Below are 1810 nucleotides of genomic sequence, written 5' to 3'. Positions count from 1 at the left end.
GCGCTTTCTAATGCTTAGTGCTTTAAGATTAGGATAGCACGACTTATTTATTTTCCAATGAAATTAACTAGCAATTCGGGTAAAATTAATATTTTAGAAATTCTATTTTTTCTTTTATTAAACATTCTTTATCAATATCCCCTTGTTTTAGTTTTTGCCTATTTCTTTAATAAAAGAATCTTTTTCTTTACCGATTTTTTATATACTAATTCTTCTTTGACCTTCCCACTATTAATGACTTTGGTATTAATACTCATTTTTATATTTGCTTGGAAGCTTGGGTATCTAAAAAATACACTTAAGGACTGGGATTTAAAGCGTATTTTTTGGCTAATGGGGATTGTGTTTTTCACTTTAACAATTAATTATCTAGTAACAGTACTTGTCCTAAAAACACAAATTATTTCTTCCGTGACGAGTGATACTGGTATGTCGGATATTTTAGGCCAACTACCAATCCTTTGTCAAAAATATATTTTAGGAATTATTGTTCCACTTTCGGAAGAGCTATTGTTTAGAAGTTATATTTTTGGTTCAATAACTAATAAAAAGGTTGCCTTTATCATCTCTTCTGTACTTTTCGCTCTTGTCCATACAGGATCTTCCTGGTACATACTTCCATACCTCATTCTTTCTTTTATTATTACTTGGGTTTATTCAAAAAGAAATAATTTTATCGAAAGCGCGATTGTCCTTAGCTCAGTGAATCTCTTAGGTGGACCTGCAATCAAACTACTAGACACATTTTTTAAACTATTACCTTATTAAAAAATAATGTAAAAAGGAGAACTATGAAAAATTTTATAAATAAACCAAATATTTTTAAAAGGTGGATCTTATTTCTATATTCTATCCTTACACTAATTATTACCATCATTTATATTATTTTTAACCATACATTTTTTAAAGTAGATTGGCAACGGTATGATATTGATGGGACTTACCGAGGAAAGGTGGATGAAATACTAAAACATGGCGTCTTCTGGATAAACAAAAACCTAACAGAAATCAACTCTTCACTACTTGTTTTACTTCTAGCTATAGGCGCGATTCTTTCACTATTAATTTTCTATCTAGCCTGGCATAATCTAGCGACCAGGACATGGACCCCTATTCTATGCTTTGTAGGATTTTTGATTCCCCTTATCGTCCATGGGGATGGAAATTTCCTCAAATCCTTGATTATCGGATATATTTTCATCCTTATTGGAGCAAGTGTCTCCATTCAGGCTTTACGATTTTTTTAACTAAGGTTAATAGGCATATTCACTAAAACAAAAAGTACTAACTTTAATAAAAGTCAGTACTTTTTTGTTTATCAATACTATAAATATCTATAAAAAAAGCTAACAATAGGCAAAGTTAGCTTTTATGTTATGCCGAAGGCCGGGGTCGAACCGGCACTCCCGTGAAGGAACCAGATTTTGAGTCTGGCGCGTCTGCCTATTCCGCCACTTCGGCGAAACATAACAACTGGGGTAGCTGGATTCGAACCAACGCATGAGGGAGTCAAAGTCCCTTGCCTTACCGCTTGGCTATACCCCAATAAAATAGGCGGATGACGGGAATCGAACCCGCGAGTGCCAGCGCCACAAGCTGGTGTGTTAACCACTTCACCACATCCGCCATACTATAAACACGGGCAGCAGGAATTGAACCCACACCAAAGGTTTTGGAGACCTTTGTACTACCTTTATACTATGCCCGTACAAGTATAAAACAAATGGAAGGGGAGGGATTCGAACCCCCGAACCCGAAGGAGCGGATTTACAGTCCGCCGCGTTTAGCCTCTTCGCTACCCTTCCAAACT

At 35.6% G+C, this 1810-nt stretch carries 1 protein-coding gene and 5 tRNA genes; 1 reads left to right on the top strand and 5 read right to left on the bottom strand.

The genetic code is table 11. The features are described 5' to 3' along the window. Positions 1 to 57: 57 nt before the first annotated feature. Entirely contained in the window at positions 58 to 768 is a 711-nt protein-coding gene (locus LLA01S_RS11990) for a CPBP family intramembrane glutamic endopeptidase (RefSeq protein WP_169796218.1), read from the top strand. 609 nt (positions 769 to 1377) lie between these two features. On the opposite strand, the gene LLA01S_RS11980 is transcribed toward LLA01S_RS11990, so the two are convergent. From LLA01S_RS11980 to LLA01S_RS11960, 5 genes are all read right to left on the bottom strand, one after another. Beyond that, positions 1378 to 1461: transfer RNA gene (locus tag LLA01S_RS11980), tRNA-Leu, on the bottom strand. Between the two features lie 12 nt (positions 1462 to 1473). Beyond that, a tRNA-Gln gene (locus LLA01S_RS11975) sits at positions 1474 to 1545 on the bottom strand. Positions 1546 to 1553: 8 nt separating this feature from the next. Next, positions 1554 to 1626, bottom strand: a tRNA-His gene (locus LLA01S_RS11970). Between the two features lie 11 nt (positions 1627 to 1637). Beyond that, positions 1638 to 1708: transfer RNA gene (locus tag LLA01S_RS11965), tRNA-Trp, on the bottom strand. A 16-nt stretch (positions 1709 to 1724) separates the two neighbouring features. Then, a tRNA-Tyr gene (locus LLA01S_RS11960) sits at positions 1725 to 1805 on the bottom strand. Between the last annotated feature and the right edge of the window lie 5 nt (positions 1806 to 1810).

The sequence above is a fragment of the Lactococcus cremoris subsp. cremoris NBRC 100676 genome (genome assembly GCF_001591705.1).
In the GTDB taxonomy this organism is placed as follows: domain Bacteria; phylum Bacillota; class Bacilli; order Lactobacillales; family Streptococcaceae; genus Lactococcus; species Lactococcus cremoris.
The sequence above is the reverse complement of the archived record's forward strand: the minus strand, read 5'-3'. Positions and strand labels throughout refer to the sequence as shown.

Coding starts and splice junctions, on each gene's coding strand:
- LLA01S_RS11990 (WP_169796218.1), top strand. CDS start 58: ATGAAATTAACTAGCAATTCGGGTAAAATTAATATTTTAGAAATTCTA.